This is a genomic window from Serratia bockelmannii (assembly GCF_051803255.1).
GTDB classification, from domain to species: Bacteria; Pseudomonadota; Gammaproteobacteria; order Enterobacterales; family Enterobacteriaceae; genus Serratia; species Serratia bockelmannii.
Genome location: NZ_CP196512.1, coordinates 5,186,134 through 5,201,338, shown reverse-complemented (window position 1 = coordinate 5,201,338; position 15,205 = coordinate 5,186,134). Strand labels below are relative to the sequence as shown.

General features: G+C 56.2%; 15 protein-coding genes. All 15 read right to left on the bottom strand.

Annotated features, from left to right (window positions below; genetic code table 11):
- Window positions 1–7 precede the first annotated feature (7 nt).
- The 15 genes from pstA to rsmG all read right to left on the bottom strand — a co-directional run bounded on the left by pstA (window position 8) and on the right by rsmG (window position 15,110).
- Window positions 8–898, bottom strand: coding sequence for a phosphate ABC transporter permease PstA (gene pstA / locus ACSJLU_RS24645; protein ID WP_025304746.1), 891 nt, complete (start codon window positions 896–898; stop codon window positions 8–10).
- Window position 899: 1 nt separating this feature from the next.
- Window positions 900–1,856, bottom strand: a complete 957-nt coding sequence (gene pstC / locus ACSJLU_RS24640; RefSeq protein WP_016929615.1) for a phosphate ABC transporter permease PstC — start codon at window positions 1,854–1,856, stop codon at window positions 900–902.
- 91 nt (window positions 1,857–1,947) lie between these two features.
- Window positions 1,948–2,988 carry a phosphate ABC transporter substrate-binding protein PstS gene (pstS, locus tag ACSJLU_RS24635; RefSeq protein WP_043140725.1) on the bottom strand — a complete coding sequence of 347 codons (1,041 nt, stop codon included), beginning with the start codon at window positions 2,986–2,988 and terminating at the stop codon, window positions 1,948–1,950.
- 336 nt (window positions 2,989–3,324) lie between these two features.
- Window positions 3,325–5,154 (bottom strand): glutamine--fructose-6-phosphate transaminase (isomerizing), encoded by a 1,830-nt coding sequence (gene glmS, locus ACSJLU_RS24630; protein ID WP_043140722.1) that lies wholly within the window; start codon window positions 5,152–5,154, stop codon window positions 3,325–3,327.
- A 152-nt stretch (window positions 5,155–5,306) separates the two neighbouring features.
- Window positions 5,307–6,680, bottom strand: coding sequence for a bifunctional UDP-N-acetylglucosamine diphosphorylase/glucosamine-1-phosphate N-acetyltransferase GlmU (gene glmU / locus ACSJLU_RS24625; RefSeq protein WP_043140716.1), 1,374 nt, complete (start codon window positions 6,678–6,680; stop codon window positions 5,307–5,309).
- 289 nt (window positions 6,681–6,969) lie between these two features.
- A complete protein-coding gene (locus tag ACSJLU_RS24620; protein WP_004933814.1) occupies window positions 6,970–7,389 on the bottom strand; it encodes a F0F1 ATP synthase subunit epsilon in 420 nt (139 codons plus the stop codon).
- A gap of 20 nt (window positions 7,390–7,409) precedes the next feature.
- A complete protein-coding gene (atpD, locus tag ACSJLU_RS24615; protein ID WP_004933813.1) occupies window positions 7,410–8,792 on the bottom strand; it encodes a F0F1 ATP synthase subunit beta in 1,383 nt (460 codons plus the stop codon).
- Window positions 8,793–8,824: 32 nt separating this feature from the next.
- Entirely contained in the window at window positions 8,825–9,688 is an 864-nt protein-coding gene (gene atpG, locus ACSJLU_RS24610; RefSeq protein WP_004933811.1) for a F0F1 ATP synthase subunit gamma, read from the bottom strand.
- A gap of 59 nt (window positions 9,689–9,747) precedes the next feature.
- Complete coding sequence (atpA, locus tag ACSJLU_RS24605; protein WP_025304742.1) at window positions 9,748–11,289, bottom strand: F0F1 ATP synthase subunit alpha; 1,542 nt, start codon at window positions 11,287–11,289, stop codon at window positions 9,748–9,750.
- Window positions 11,290–11,301: 12 nt separating this feature from the next.
- Window positions 11,302–11,835 carry a F0F1 ATP synthase subunit delta gene (gene atpH / locus ACSJLU_RS24600; protein WP_025304741.1) on the bottom strand — a complete coding sequence of 178 codons (534 nt, stop codon included), beginning with the start codon at window positions 11,833–11,835 and terminating at the stop codon, window positions 11,302–11,304.
- 14 nt (window positions 11,836–11,849) lie between these two features.
- The gene (gene atpF / locus ACSJLU_RS24595; RefSeq protein ID WP_004933804.1) at window positions 11,850–12,320 is read right to left on the bottom strand and encodes a F0F1 ATP synthase subunit B; all 471 of its coding nucleotides are present in this window, start codon (window positions 12,318–12,320) and stop codon (window positions 11,850–11,852) included.
- Between the two features lie 57 nt (window positions 12,321–12,377).
- A complete protein-coding gene (gene atpE, locus ACSJLU_RS24590; protein ID WP_004093904.1) occupies window positions 12,378–12,617 on the bottom strand; it encodes a F0F1 ATP synthase subunit C in 240 nt (79 codons plus the stop codon).
- A gap of 49 nt (window positions 12,618–12,666) precedes the next feature.
- Window positions 12,667–13,443 carry a F0F1 ATP synthase subunit A gene (gene atpB / locus ACSJLU_RS24585; protein ID WP_025304740.1) on the bottom strand — a complete coding sequence of 259 codons (777 nt, stop codon included), beginning with the start codon at window positions 13,441–13,443 and terminating at the stop codon, window positions 12,667–12,669.
- Window positions 13,444–13,465: 22 nt separating this feature from the next.
- A complete protein-coding gene (gene atpI / locus ACSJLU_RS24580) occupies window positions 13,466–13,849 on the bottom strand; it encodes a F0F1 ATP synthase subunit I (protein WP_025304739.1) in 384 nt (127 codons plus the stop codon).
- A 640-nt stretch (window positions 13,850–14,489) separates the two neighbouring features.
- A complete protein-coding gene (gene rsmG / locus ACSJLU_RS24575) occupies window positions 14,490–15,110 on the bottom strand; it encodes a 16S rRNA (guanine(527)-N(7))-methyltransferase RsmG (RefSeq protein WP_308370032.1) in 621 nt (206 codons plus the stop codon).
- Window positions 15,111–15,205 lie beyond the last annotated feature (95 nt).

Sequence of the window (15,205 nt, the reverse complement as noted above, 5' to 3'; positions counted from 1 at the left end):
CAAAATTTTATGAATGCTTTTTCTTGGCGAAAACCACGCGCGCCAGGATATTCAGTAACAGTACGCACAGGGTGATCAACAGCACCCCGGCCCAGGCCAGCTGTTGCCATTCGGCGAACGGGCTCATGGCGAATTTGAAGATGGTCACCGGCAGGTTGGCGATCGGCTGCATCAGGTCGGTGCTCCAGAACTGGTTCGACAGCGAAGTGAACAGCAGCGGTGCGGTTTCCCCCGCGATGCGTGCAATCGCCAGCAGCACGCCGGTGATGATGCCGGACACCGACGCCTTCAGCGTGATGGCGGAAATCATGCGCCATTTCGGCGTACCCAGGGCATAAGCGGCCTCGCGCAGCGTATCCGGTACCAGTTTCAGCATGTTCTCGGTGGTACGAATGACGATCGGCACCTGCAGCAGCGCCAGCGCCACGATGCCGGCCCAGCCGGAGAAGTGTTCCATCTTCGCCACCACGATGGTGTAAACGAACAGGCCCACCACGATCGACGGTGCGGACAAAAGAATGTCGTTGATAAAGCGGATCACTTCCGCCAGCCAGGATTTACGGCCGTATTCCGCCAGGTAGATGCCGGCCATGATGCCCAGCGGCGTACCGAAAAGGGTCGCCCACAGGATCAACAGGCCGCTGCCGGCGATAGCGTTGGCCAGGCCGCCGCCTGCGGTATTCGGCGGCGGGGTCATCTCGGTGAACAGCGCCAGCGACATGCCGTCGAAGCCTTTGGTGACGGTGGCGATCAGGATCCAGATCAGCCAGAACAACCCGAACGCCATGGTCGCCATCGACAGGAACAGCGCGAGGCGGTTTTTCTGCCGGCGCCAGGCCTGCATTTTGCGGCGGCTTTCCGCCAGAACGACTGCGTTTTGCATATCCATCGTCGCCATGTTAACGCCCCTCATTCTTGGCCAGACGCATGATCATCAGTTTCGACAGCGCCAGCACGATAAAGGTGATAACAAACAGAATCAGGCCCAGCTCCATCAACGCGGCAGTGTGCACGCCGGACTCAGCTTCGGCGAATTCGTTGGCCAGCGCCGAGGTGATGCTGTTGCCCGGCATATACAGCGAAGCGCTGTCGAGCTGGTAGGTGTTGCCGATGATAAAGGTCACCGCCATGGTTTCCCCCAGCGCACGGCCCAGGCCCAGCATCACGCCGCCGATGACGCCGTTTTTGGTGAACGGCAGCACGATGCGCCAGATGACTTCCCAAGTGGTGCAGCCGATGCCGTAGGCCGACTCTTTCATCATTACCGGCGTCTGTTCGAACACGTCGCGCATCACCGCAGCGATGTAAGGAATGATCATGATCGCCAGGATCACCCCGGCGGCCAGGATACCGATGCCGAAGGCCGGGCCGGAGAACAGCTCGCCGACGATAGGAATGCCCGACAGCACGTCGCCCACTGGCGTCTGGAAGTATTCGGCGAACAGCGGGGCGAACACAAACAGGCCCCACATGCCGTAGACGATGCTTGGGATGGCCGCCAGCAGCTCAATGGCGATGCCCAGCGGCCGCTTCAACCAGTTCGGCGCCAGTTCGGTCAGGAACAGCGCGATGCCGAAACTCACCGGCACGGCGATGATCAGCGCGATGAGCGAGGTGACCACGGTACCGTAGATCGGCACCAGCGCGCCGAACTGCTCCGCCGGTGCGTCCCACTCTTTGGTCCACAGGAAGGCGAAGCCGAATTTCTGCATGCTTGGCCAGGAGGCGAAGATCAGCGAAACGATGATGCCGCCCAGCAACAATAGGGTAATCAGCGCAGCCAGTCTCACCAGCGCGCTGAAAATGATGTCACCGTTTTTGCCCGGTGCTTTGATGGTCGGCTTGTACTCAGCCATAGATTACTCTCTGTTTGAACCCTGGCAGCCCCAACCGGGATCGGAGCCTGAAGAACTGTGTGGGGCGCGGCGAACCCGCGCCCCTGCGTTGTTAGTACAGCGCTTTACCTGAACTGTCTTTTACGTTGGTTTTCCAGGCCGCGCGCACCTGCTCAACCACTTCTGTCGGCAGGGTGGCGTAATCCAGCTCGTTCGCCTGCTTGGCGCCGGTTTTATAAGCCCAGTCGAAGAACTTCAGCACTTCGGCACCCTGAGCAGGGTTTTTCTGCTCTTTGTGCACCAAAATGAAGGTGGTGGAGGTGATTGGCCACACGTTGTCGCCTTTCTGGTCAGTCAGATCCTGAGCGAAGGTCTTGCTCCAATCCACGCCTTTGGCCGCGTTGCTGAAGCTCTCTTCGGTCGGGCTAACCGGTTTGCCGTCGGCGGATACCAGCTTGGTGTAAGCCAGGTTGTTCTGTTTGGCGTAAGCGTATTCTACGTAGCCGATAGAGCCAGGCAGACGCTGAACGAAGGCGGCGATGCCGTCGTTGCCTTTGCCGCCCAGACCGGTCGGCCAGTTAACGGTAGAACCGGCGCCAATCTTCTCTTTCCACTGCGCGTTGGCCTTGGACAGGTAGCTGGTAAACACGAACGAGGTGCCGGAACCGTCGGCGCGGCGCACCACGGCGATGTTCTGGTCAGGCAGTTTCACGCCTGGGTTCAGCTTGGTGATAGCCGGATCGTTCCACTTTTTGACGTTGCCCAGGTAGATATCACCCAGGGTTTTACCGTCCAGCGTCAGTTCGCCGGATTTAATGCCCGGGATATTCACCGCCAGTACCACGCCGCCGATCACGGTCGGGAACTGGAACAGGCCATCGGCCGCCAGTTTGTCGTCAGACAGCGGAGCATCGGAAGCGCCAAAGTCAACGGTGTTGGCCACGATTTGCTTCACGCCGCCAGAGGAGCCGATGCCCTGATAGTTAACTTTGTTGCCGGTTTCTTTCTGATAAGAATCTGCCCACTTGGCGTAAACCGGAGCGGGGAATGTCGCACCTGCACCGGTCAGGCTGGCAGCAGCGAACGCGGACACGGCGGTCAGGGAGAAGGTCGCTGCCACAATACTGGCGACGGTGGTACGCATCAGTTTCATAATCCCTCCTAATGGGATACTTAAAATCGACTTCGAGTCGTTTTAATCAGAGTAAGTATTGCTGCAGGAGGGAAAATAGGACAGTTTGGTGACAGAAAAATGTACGCAATATGACAGTTATATTACAGTGCGTTTGATGGGTATTGTTTTATCTATAAATCAAAAAGTTAGTTGTGAAACAGCACATTTGCCAAGCAATAAAAAAACCGTTTTGGCGCGGCCTATCCGCTTGAATATGACAACGTTTATCGCCGAATCGGTCGCGCTGTCATCTTTAAGGCCGCTCATGAAAAAAGCCGGCGCGAAGGCCGGCTTTTGCAGTTTACCTGCGGCAAATTACTCTACGGTGACAGACTTCGCCAGGTTGCGTGGCTGGTCAACGTCGGTGCCTTTGATCAGCGCCACGTGGTAAGACAGCAGCTGCAACGGCACGGTGTAGAAGATCGGCGCGACGATTTCCTCGACGTGCGGCAGAGGAATGATGGTCATGCCTTCGCTGCTGACAAAGCCGGCGTCCTGATCGGCGAACACGTACAGCTGGCCGCCGCGCGCGCGCACTTCTTCAATGTTGGACTTCAGCTTTTCCAGCAGTTCGTTGTTTGGCGCCACCACGATCACCGGCATATCGGCGTCGATCAGCGCCAGCGGGCCGTGTTTCAACTCGCCCGCCGCATAAGCTTCGGCGTGAATATAGGAGATCTCTTTCAGCTTCAGCGCCCCTTCCATGGCGATCGGATACTGATCGCCGCGGCCGAGGAACAGCGCATGGTGCTTGTCGGAGAAGCCTTCCGCCAGCGCTTCGATCTCTTTATCCATCGACAGCATCTGCTCGATACGCGCCGGCAGCGCCTGCAGGCCGTGCACGATCTCCTGCTCCACGCTTTCCGCCATGCCTTTCAGGCGGCCCAGGCGCGCCACCAGCATCAACAGCACGGTGAGCTGCGTGGTGAAGGCTTTGGTCGAGGCTACGCCGATTTCCGTGCCCGCTTTGGTCATCAACGCCAGATCGGATTCACGCACCAGCGAAGAGCCCGCAACGTTACAAACGGCCAGCGAACCAAGATAACCCAGCTCTTTGGACAGGCGCAGCGCCGCTAACGTGTCGGCGGTTTCGCCGGACTGCGACAGGGTGATGATCAGGCTACCCGGACGCACCGCCGATTTGCGGTAACGGAATTCGGACGCGATCTCGACGTCGCACGGCACGCCGGCCAACGCTTCAAACCAGTAGCGCGCCACCATCCCGGAGTGGTAAGAAGTCCCACAGGCGATGATCTGCACGTGTTGCACCTTGGCCAGCAGCTCGTCGGCGTGCGGGCCCAGCTCGCTCAGGTTGATTTGGCCATGGCTGAAACGCCCTTCCAGGGTGTTTTTCAGCGCCAGCGGCTGTTCGTAGATCTCTTTTTGCATGTAGTGACGGTAAGCGCCCTTGTCGCCGGCGTCATACTGCACCTGGGATTCGATCTCAGGACGCTCGATGGCGTTGCCCTGCTTGTCGAAGATGTTGACGGTGCGGCGAGTCACTTCCACCACGTCGCCTTCTTCCAGGAAGATGAAGCGGCGGGTGACCGGCAGCAGCGCCAGCTGATCGGAGGCGATGAAGTTTTCCCCAACGCCGCGGCCGATAACCAGCGGGCTGCCGGAGCGCGCCGCGACCAATACGCTCGGATCGCGGCTGTCCATCACCACGGTGCCGTAAGCGCCGCGCAGCTGTGGGATCACGCGCTGAACCACTTCCAGCAGCGTACCGCCCTGCAACTGTTCCCAGTGCACCAGGTGCGCGATCACTTCGGTGTCGGTTTCGGAGCTGAAACGGTAACCACGTTCGATCAGCAGCTCGCGCAGCGGTTCGTGGTTTTCGATGATGCCGTTATGCACCACGGTAATGTAGTCGGAAACATGCGGGTGCGCGTTCGCTTCGGTCGGTTCACCGTGCGTTGCCCAGCGGGTGTGAGCGATGCCGGTACCGCCGTGCAGATCGGTTTGCTCCGCCGCTTCGGCCAGTTTTTGTACCTTGCCTACGCGACGCAGGCGACTGACGTTGCCTTTTTCATCGACCACCGCCAGACCGGCGGAGTCATAACCGCGGTACTCAAGACGACGTAAACCTTCCAACAGGATTTCTGCGATATCACGTTGCGCTACTGCGCCTACAATTCCACACATCAGTTATATTCCTAATGAACGCCCTTCATGGGCGCTTTCGATGCCTTGACCTGATTTTTGCCGGTTTTTACCGTGCGTCCCCCGAGCCTGTAGATGGTGGGGGTTATTATGTTTTGTATTGGGCTCGTGAACAGAGCCCAACGCAAAACACACTATGACTTCTTCTTCACCGGACGTTGCCAGCCCTGAATGTGCACCTGCTTGACGCGGCTCAGCACCAATTCGTTCTCGGCAATATCGCGCGTCACCGTGGTGCCTGCGGCGATGGTGGAGCCTTTGCCGACCGATACCGGCGCCACCAGCTGAGTATCGGAACCGACGAACACCCCATCGCCGATCAGCGTCTTGTGCTTGTTGGCGCCATCGTAGTTACAGGTGATGGTGCCGGCGCCGATATTCACGTCATCGCCGATTTCGGCATCGCCCAGGTAGCTGAGGTGGCCGGCCTTGGAGCCTTTGCCCAGACGCGCCTTTTTCATTTCCACGAAGTTGCCGACGTGGGCCCCTGCCGCCAGCTCCGCGCCTGGGCGCAGGCGGGCAAATGGCCCCACGGTGCAGCCGACTTCCAGCACGCTGTCTTCCAGCACGCTGTAAGGACTGATCTCGCAATCATCACCGATTACGCAGTTTTTCAGCACGCAGCCGGCGCCGATTTTCACCCGATCGCCCAACTTGACGTGACCTTCGATAATCACATTCGCATCAATAGTGATGTCGCGGCCGTGAACAAGTTCCCCGCGCAAATCGAAACGCGCCGGATCCAGCAGCATCACGCCGGCCAACAGCAGCTTTTCAGACTGTTCCGACTGGAATACGCGTTCCAGGGTCGCCAGTTGCAGGCGGTTGTTCACACCTTCCACTTCACTCAGGCGCGACGGGTGTACAGCCTCGATTTTCTTGCCGTCGGCATGGGCCAACGCAATGATATCGGTGATGTAAAACTCGCCCTGTGCGTTGTCGTTGTTCAGCATCCCCAGCCAGCGCTTCAGATCGCGCCCGTTCGCCACCAGGATGCCGGTATTGATCTCATTAATCTGACGCTGTGCCTCGCTGGCGTCCTTGTGTTCAACGATGCCCACCACGTTGCCCTGCTCGCGCACGATGCGGCCGTAACCGCTCGGATCGTCCAGTTTCACCGTCAGCAGACCGATGCCGCCCTGCGGCTTGGCCGCAATCAGGCGTTGCAGCGTATCCACGGAAATCAAAGGCACGTCACCGTACAGCATCAGCACGTCTTCATCGTCGGCAAAATGCGGCGCCGCCTGCTGCATTGCATGGCCGGTGCCCAATTGCTCCGCCTGCAGCACCCAGTTCAGCGCGCCGTCCGTCAGCGTGCTTTTCAACAAATCGCCGCCGTGGCCGTATACCAGGTGAACATGTTGCGCGCCCAGTTTCATCGCGGCATCAATGACGTGCTGCACCATCGGCTTACCGGCCAACGGATGCAACACTTTGGGAAGATCGGAATACATGCGCGTACCCTTGCCCGCGGCGAGGATGACCACGCTCATTGCGCTGTTCGACATAAGCAACCTGATAACTCCATTTTGATAGACGAAAGTAAAACCGTTTAGCGACGATATTACTACATATTTCTCATCACGAACCCGGCGCAGGCCGCGCGCCTCTTGGCCTGCCGCCATCATGGCCGATTCGGCTTCAGGACGAAAAAACTGTCGGCGTTCGGCGACGTTTCTTTCCCGATATCAGGGGTTATACACCACACCGCCCGCCGGGCTGAAATGCTTATTTTAAAGTAAAAAAAAGCGACCCTATAGGCCGCTTTCTTAAAGTTGGGTGCAGAGCACCCAAACATTACATCGCTTTTCTGGTGAGCTCGATAACGCGCAGTTTTGCGATCGCTTTCGCCAGTTCAGCGGATGCCTGAGCATAGTCGACATCGCCATGAGAGCTGCGAATGTGTTCTTCAGCTTTACGCTTAGCTTCCAACGCTCTCGCTTCGTCGAGGTCAGTACCACGGATAGCAGTGTCCGCCAGCACGGTAACCACGCTCGGCTGCACCTCGAGGATGCCGCCGGACAGGTAGATGAACTCTTCTTCACCGTGCTGCTTAACAATACGCACCATGCCAGGCTTGATGGCAGTCAGCAGCGGCGCATGGCCAGGGAAGATCCCCAGTTCACCTTCGCTGCCTGTCACCTGGATCTTCTGCACCAGGCCGGAAAACATCTGTTTTTCCGCGCTGACTACATCCAGATGGTAAGTCATAGCCATATCACCCTCCTCTCAAGGCGTTACAGTTTCTTGGCTTTTTCCACTGCTTCTTCAATGGTGCCAACCATGTAGAACGCCTGCTCCGGCAGGTGGTCATAGTCGCCGTCCATAATGCCTTTGAAACCACGGATGGTGTCTTTCAGCGATACGAACTTGCCCGGAGAACCGGTGAAGACTTCTGCCACGAAGAACGGCTGAGACAGGAAGCGTTGGATCTTACGCGCACGGGATACGACCAGTTTGTCTTCTTCAGACAGCTCGTCCATACCCAGGATCGCGATGATATCTTTCAGTTCCTGGTAGCGTTGCAGAATGGACTGCACGCCACGCGCTACGTCGTAGTGCTCCTGGCCAACAACCAGCGGATCCAGCTGACGGCTGGTAGAATCCAGCGGGTCAACGGCCGGGTAGATACCCAGAGAAGCAATGTTACGGCTCAGTACCACGGTTGCGTCCAAGTGCGCAAAGGTGGTGGCTGGAGACGGGTCAGTCAAGTCATCCGCAGGAACGTAAACGGCCTGTACGGAAGTGATGGAACCGGTCTTGGTCGAGGTGATACGTTCTTGCAGAACGCCCATCTCTTCCGCCAGCGTTGGCTGATAACCTACCGCGGATGGCATACGGCCCAGAAGTGCGGACACTTCGGTACCGGCCAGGGTGTAACGGTAGATGTTGTCAACGAACAGCAGAACGTCACGGCCTTCGTCACGGAATTTCTCCGCCATGGTCAGACCGGTCAGCGCAACGCGCAGACGGTTACCTGGTGGCTCGTTCATCTGGCCGTAAACCAGGGATACTTTGTCCAGAACGTTGGAGTCGGTCATTTCGTGGTAGAAGTCGTTACCCTCACGAGTACGCTCGCCCACGCCCGCAAACACGGAATAACCGGAGTGCTCGATCGCGATGTTACGGATCAGCTCCATCATGTTTACGGTTTTACCTACGCCCGCACCGCCGAACAGACCAACTTTACCGCCCTTGGCGAACGGACAAATCAGGTCCATTACCTTGATACCGGTTTCCAGCAGTTCCTGGGAGCTGGACAGCTCTTCGTAGCTTGGCGCCGCGCGGTGAATCGCCCAACGCTCTTCTTCGCCGATGTCGCCTTTCATGTCGATCGGTTGGCCCAATACGTTCATGATACGGCCCAGGGTAGCTTTACCCACCGGCACTTCAATCGGGTGGTCCAGGTTGTTCACTTTCAGACCGCGACGCAGACCGTCGGAGGTCCCCATTGCGATACAGCGAACCACGCCACCGCCCAGCTGTTGCTGAACTTCCAACACCAGTTTTTCGGTGCCGTTTTCTACCTCAAGGGCATCGTACACTTTTGGTACGGCATCCTGAGGGAACTCGACGTCCACCACGGCGCCGATTACCTGGATAATCTTTCCAGTAGCCATCTTGAATCCTCTACGTAATTCGTAAACCTAGCTTAAACCGCGGAGGCTCCCGAAACGATCTCGGTGAGTTCCTGAGTGATGCTGGCCTGACGCGCCTTGTTGTATACCAACTGCAGCTCTTTGATCAGGCTACCGCCGTTATCGGTTGCGGCTTTCATCGCGACCATTCGTGCGGCCTGCTCGCTGGCCAGGTTTTCCACGACGCCCTGATAAACCTGCGACTCCACATAGCGGCGCAGCAAGGTATCAAGCAGCACTTTTGGATCGGGTTCATACAGGTAATCCCAAGGCGTTTTCTTCAGCTCTTCGTCATCGGCTGGCGGTAACGGCAGCAGCTGAAGCACCTGTGGCTCTTGGGACATCGTATTAACAAATTTGTTGCTGACAATGTACAGCTTGTCCAAACGACCTTCGTCGTAGGCCTGCAGCATCACTTTCACCGGCCCGATCAGATCCGACAGGGAAGGTTTGTCCCCCATGCCGGTCACCTGGGCAACCACGTTGCCGCCCACGGAACCAAAGAAAGAGGCCGCTTTAGAGCCAATCAGCGCCAAATCGGTTTCGACGCCTTTTTCGGACCAGGCTTTCATCTCCGCCAGCAGCTTTTTGAACAGGTTGATGTTCAAGCCGCCGCAGAGACCACGGTCAGTAGACACCACCAGATACCCGACGCGCTTAACGTCACGCTCATCCAGGTACGGGTGCTTGTACTCCAGATTCCCTAACGCAAGGTGACCAATCACTTTGCGCATGGTCTCTGCATAAGGACGGCTGGCCGCCATGCGATCCTGCGATTTACGCATTTTGGAGGCGGCGACCATTTCCATCGCTTTAGTGATCTTTTGCGTGTTTTGCACGCTAGCGATCTTACTACGTATCTCTTTTGCGCCGGCCATCTCTGCTTCTCCTCAGTGCCAGACGGCCTGCTGTCTTTCAACAGCAGGACCGTTCGGCGTTACCAGGACTGGGTTTTCTTGAAGGTCTCGAGGACGTCTTTCAACTTGCCCTCGATCTCATCATTGAAGTTGCCAGTTTGGTTGATGTGGTTCAGCAGTTCGGCGTGCTCGCGGTCCGCATAGGCGACCAGCGCGGCTTCGAAGCTCACCACTTTGGCGACTTCGACGTCGTTCAGGTAACCGCGTTCTGCGGCAAACAGCACCAGAGACTGTTGTGCAACCGACATCGGCGCATACTGTTTCTGTTTCAGCAGCTCGGTCACTTTCTGACCGTGGCTCAGCTGTTTGCGGGTAGCGTCGTCCAGATCGGAGGCGAACTGGGAGAACGCAGCCAGCTCACGATACTGTGCCAGCGCGGTACGGATACCACCGGACAGTTTCTTCATGATCTTGGTCTGCGCGGCGCCACCAACACGGGATACGGAGATACCCGGGTTAACTGCCGGACGAATACCGGAGTTGAACAGGTTGGATTCCAGGAAGATCTGACCATCGGTAATCGAGATTACGTTGGTCGGAACGAACGCGGAAACGTCACCCGCCTGGGTTTCAATGATCGGCAGAGCGGTCAGTGAACCGGTTTGGCCTTTAACTTCACCTTTGGTGAAGGCTTCAACGTATTCGGCGTTAACGCGCGCTGCACGCTCCAGCAAGCGGGAGTGCAGGTAGAATACGTCGCCTGGGTAAGCTTCACGACCTGGCGGACGACGAAGCAGCAGGGAAATCTGGCGGTAAGCAACGGCCTGTTTGGACAGGTCATCGTACACGATCAGCGCATCTTCACCGCGGTCACGGAAGTATTCGCCCATTGCGCAACCGGCGTATGGCGCCAGGTATTGCAGTGCAGCGGATTCGGAAGCGGTCGCCACAACCACAATGGTGTTGGCCAGTGCGCCGTGCTCTTCCAGTTTGCGCACCACGTTAGCGATGGTGGACGCTTTCTGGCCGATAGCCACGTAAACGCATTTGATGCCGGAGTCGCGTTGGTTGATGATCGCATCGATCGCCAGCGCGGTTTTACCGGTCTGACGGTCACCGATCACCAGCTCACGCTGGCCACGGCCGATTGGAATCATGGCGTCAACGGATTTGTAGCCAGTTTGAACCGGCTGATCAACGGACTGACGCTCGATAACGCCTGGCGCGATAGCTTCTACCGGAGAGAAGCCGTCGTTTTCAATCGGGCCTTTGCCGTCGATAGGTGCGCCCAGGGTGTTAACTACGCGGCCCAGCAGACCACGACCGACTGGAACTTCCAGGATACGGCCAGTACATTTAACCTTCATGCCTTCGGCCAGATCCGAGTACGGACCCATGACCACGGCACCGACGGAGTCGCGCTCCAGGTTCAATGCGATTGCGTAACGGTTGCCAGGCAGCGCGATCATTTCGCCCTGCATAACTTCGGCCAGGCCGTGTACGCGGATGATCCCGTCGCTGACGGAAACGATAGTACCTTCATTGTGAGCTTCGCTCACTACATTGAACTGAGCAATGCGCTGCTTGATCAGTTCGCTGATTTCGGTGGAATTCAGTTGCATGCTCCAGTCCCCTTAAGACTGCAAGACGTCTGTCAGGCGTTCAAGACGACCGCGAACGCTGCCATCAATCACCATATCGCCGGCGCGAACAACGATGCCGGCCAGTACAGACTTGTCAATTTTGCAATTCAGCTTAACTTTGCGTGACAGACGTTTTTCCATCGCAGCGGCGATTTTCGCCTGCTGTTCGTCGCTCAGCGCGCTCGCAGAGAGCACTTCGACTTCGACGGTGGATTCCAGCGAGGCGCGCAGTTCGATGAACTGCTGCAGCACGGCAGGAAGAACCAGTAAACGTCCATTTTCGGCCATTACACGGATAAAGTTCTGGCCATGTTCGTCGAGCCGATCGCCACAAACCGCGATGAACGTCTTGGACAGCGTTTCTGGCGCAACCGCGCCAGACAGCAGTTCAGAAATCTGTTCATTGCGAGTGACTTCAGCCGTAAACGCCAGCATCTCCTGCCAGCGCTCTACGCTTTGGTGCTCAACGGCAAAGTCAAAAGCTGCTTTGGCGTAGGGGCGAGCTACAGTTACAAATTCAGACATCAGCCCCTCCCTCCTTACAGTTCAGCGACCAGTTTATCAACGATGTCGCTGTTAGCAGCTTCATCCACGGAACGTTCGATGATCTTCTCGGCGCCGGCAATTGCCAGCATCGCGACTTGCTTACGCAACTCTTCACGAGCGCGCTTACGTTCGGCTTCGATCTCAGCCTGAGCCTGCGCCACGATTTTGTTACGTTCCTGCTCGGCTTCGGCTTTCGCTTCATCCATGATCTGAGCTTTGCGTTTGTTCGCTTGCTCGATGATCACCTGAGCTTCTGCTTTAGCAGTTTTCAGCTGGTCGGTCGCATTGGCTTGCGCTAAGTCCAGATCTTTTTTGGCACGCTCTGCAGAAGCGAGGCCGTCAGCGATTTCTTTCTGACGTTTCTCGATGGCAGCCATGATCGGCGGCCATACGTACTTCATGCAGAACCAGACAAACAGAACGAACGCGATGGCCTGGCCGAGGATTGTTGCGTTAAGATTCACAGCACAATGCCTCTTTAAAAGTTAATAGTTTGGTTACGTCGTAGAGGGTTACTCTACTTACGCGACGGCGAACATCACGTACAGACCCAGACCTACAGCGATCATCGGGATGGCGTCGACCAGACCCATAACGATAAAGAACTGTGTACGCAGCAGAGGAATCAGGTCAGGCTGACGAGCAGCGCCTTCCAAGAATTTACCACCCAGGATGCCGATACCGATCGCAGCACCGATTGCCGCTAAACCCATCATCACAGCGGCAGCCATGTACAGCAGATCCATACTCAGGTTTTCCATGACAGTCTCCAGTTTGTTTCAGTTTAAAAGTGCAAGTGTTTTAAGAAAATCAGTGCTCTTCAGACGCCATCGACAGATAGACGATCGTCAGAACCATGAAAATAAAGGCTTGAAGCGTAATGATCAGGATGTGGAAGATAGCCCAAGGCAAGCTCAGGACCCACTGTGACCACCACGGCAACAGGCCGGCAATCAGGATGAAGATCAACTCACCCGCATACATGTTGCCGAACAGTCGCAGACCCAGTGAAACAGGTTTGGACAGCAGGCTGACACCTTCAAGAATCAGGTTGATAGGAATGAATACAGGGTGGTTGAACGGCTGCATGGTCAACTCTTTAACGAACCCGCCAACGCCTTTCATTTTGATGCTATAGAACAGAATCAGGATAAACACGCCCAGCGCCATAGACAGCGTGACGTTCACGTCAGCGGTAGGCACCACGCGCAGCGCAGGCAGACCGAGATGCGCCCCGATGAACGGCAGGAAGTCTACCGGAATCAGGTCCATCAGGTTCATCAGGAACACCCAGACGAACACGGTCAGCGCCAACGGCGCAATCACCTTGCTCTTGCCGTGGTACATGTCGCGCACGCTGCTGTCGACGAAACCAACCACCAGCTCCACGGCGGTTTGCAGTTTACCCGGCACGCCGCTGGTGGCGTTTTTAGCCACTTTGCGGAAAATCACCAGGAACAAAACCCCGAGGACGACGGAGAAAAACATCGAGTCGAGGTTAATCGACCAAAACCCAGTCCCGACCTGAAGCTGCGTCAGGTGGTGACCGATATACTCCTGTGGACTGTTGTATCCCTCTGCAGACATGATGCCTCTACCCTTTATTTAGTTAATTTCGGTAACTGTTAATCACGGCCGGTGCCACTATCTGCACCACTAACACCGCTAAATAGGTCAGGCCAAGCGGTATAAACTCCGCCTTGAACACCCCCAGCGCCACGATCAGCAAAACGATGGTGATCACGACCTTTAGCCCCTCGCCGATGGCGAACGACCAGGCAACCCTACCGGGCGCCGGCGTTTGCGCCTGATGGCGCAAGGCAAACAGCATAAACATTGCACTCGGCAACCAGGCGGCGAGACCGCCTGCCAGCGCCGAAGCGCTCCATTCCGGGCTTTTCAGCCAGAAAGCAACGCTGATCAGAACAAAAGTCATTAACTGCAAAAACAGCAGTTTGCGTGCGACTTTCCCGCTGTAAAGGGACACAGACATGACGTTTGTTCTCTCCGTACCCCAGAGGGGGTATGCTGAGTGACGTATACAACTGTTTTTGCTGTCCTGAGTCAAGCAGCAAAAAACGAGCAAATTATACGGGGCATACCAACGAATTCAATCGATAAGTAGCGAAAAGGTGAACAATTATTTAAATTTCCCTATTCCAGCCTATTTTCACAAGAAAACGGTCGGAATAATAGGGCGCATTTAATTGTCTGATTATTCCAGCGTTGCGTTTAGAAACGCGAGGCCGATCACAGTAATGTCCCTTCCTGATTTATAGCCGATGGTCAACCAAACCGTCTTTAGCAATTTGAGCGATCAAAAGATTATATAAATCAAAACATTATCAGTTAACTGTTCAAAAACAATCCGTATACCCGATGAAAACCTTTTATTGACAAGCAGCAGGGCAATATTCCAACAGCCAATTAACATTAGCAGCAAACGCCAATCTTTCGCACATGATTGCTAACGTGACTATTTCTAAATGCAATTACTCTATTGTCGCTAATTAGCCGCGTTTTTTGTGTTAATAGAAAGTAAATTAACTAAAAAAAGCGACCAACTAATTAGCCTGCTTACCTTTCTGCTGAGTACTGCCTTTTAATTCACGCTTGTTTGATCAAAAGCAAACTCAGTTTGCCTTAAGAATCACCAGATGGCGTTCGCCTTCCAGTTCAGGCACCTGCAACCGCACGATGGACTCCAGGCTTACGCCAGCCGGCAGCTGCGTCAGCTCTTCATCCGGGCGCACGCCTTTCAACGCGTAAAAACGCCCCTGCCCTTTCACCGGCAGATGATGACACCAGGACAGCATATCCTGCAGCGAAGCGAACGCGCGGCTGATCACACCATCGAACGGTGGCTCGGCCGGAAACGCTTCGACGCGGCTCTGCACCGGCTCGATATTGTTCAGGCCCAGCTCATGCTGCACCTGGCGCAGGAAGCGCACGCGCTTGCCCAGGCTGTCCAGCAGCGTGAAATGCGCGTCCGGGCGCACGATCGCCAGCGGAATGCCCGGCAAGCCGGGGCCGGTGCCGACATCGATGAAACGCGAGCCCTGCAGATGCGGATTGACCACGATGCTGTCGAGGATGTGGCGCACCAGCATTTGCTGCGGGTCGCGCACCGACGTGAGGTTATAAGCCTTGTTCCACTTATCCAGCATGCCAACATAACCCAGCAGCTGCTGTTTTTGCTGATCGGGCAGCTCAATGCCTGCCGCCGCAAGCAGCGAGTCTAATTTTTTTTGCACAACGGATCCTCTGGCAGGCGCTGAACGACCAGCGGATGGTTAGCTGGCGCAATGAGGCGACTATGATAATTCAGGGCGCAAGTGATGTCAGCGGC